The sequence below is a fragment of the Streptomyces hilarionis genome (genome assembly GCF_024539675.1).
Classification (GTDB): domain Bacteria; phylum Actinomycetota; class Actinomycetes; order Streptomycetales; family Streptomycetaceae; genus Streptomyces; species Streptomyces hilarionis.
The window spans coordinates 1-237 of record NZ_JAHHIT010000889.1 but is presented as its reverse complement, the minus strand read 5'-3'; the positions used below and the strand labels follow the sequence as shown (position 1 = coordinate 237).

The window sequence follows — 237 nt, the reverse complement described above, 5'->3', positions numbered from 1 at the left end:
AGTCAACTAGCTGGTGCGCGTCTGGATTGACATCAGCGATACTAGTGATAGCGGATAGGTTGTGAGTCATACCCGCCATTTTCACTTCGAGGTCCATTCGGGAGTTTCTCTCGAGAGCTTGGCTCACCATCACATACCCAAAGGTGGCGAAAAGGAGGAGCAGCGCTGCGCTCATCAAACCGACTTTGAATCCCAGCTTCACAGCCAGACTGAACGGCCTCATGCGCGCTCCTCCAG

1 protein-coding gene is annotated in these 237 nt (G+C 54.0%); it reads right to left on the bottom strand.

Annotated features, from left to right (window positions below; all coding sequences use genetic code 11):
- Positions 1-223: hypothetical protein (locus tag KMS84_RS44880; RefSeq protein WP_256921674.1), on the bottom strand; the 223-nt coding region annotated here is incomplete at its 3' end.
- Positions 224-237: the final 14 nt, after the last annotated feature.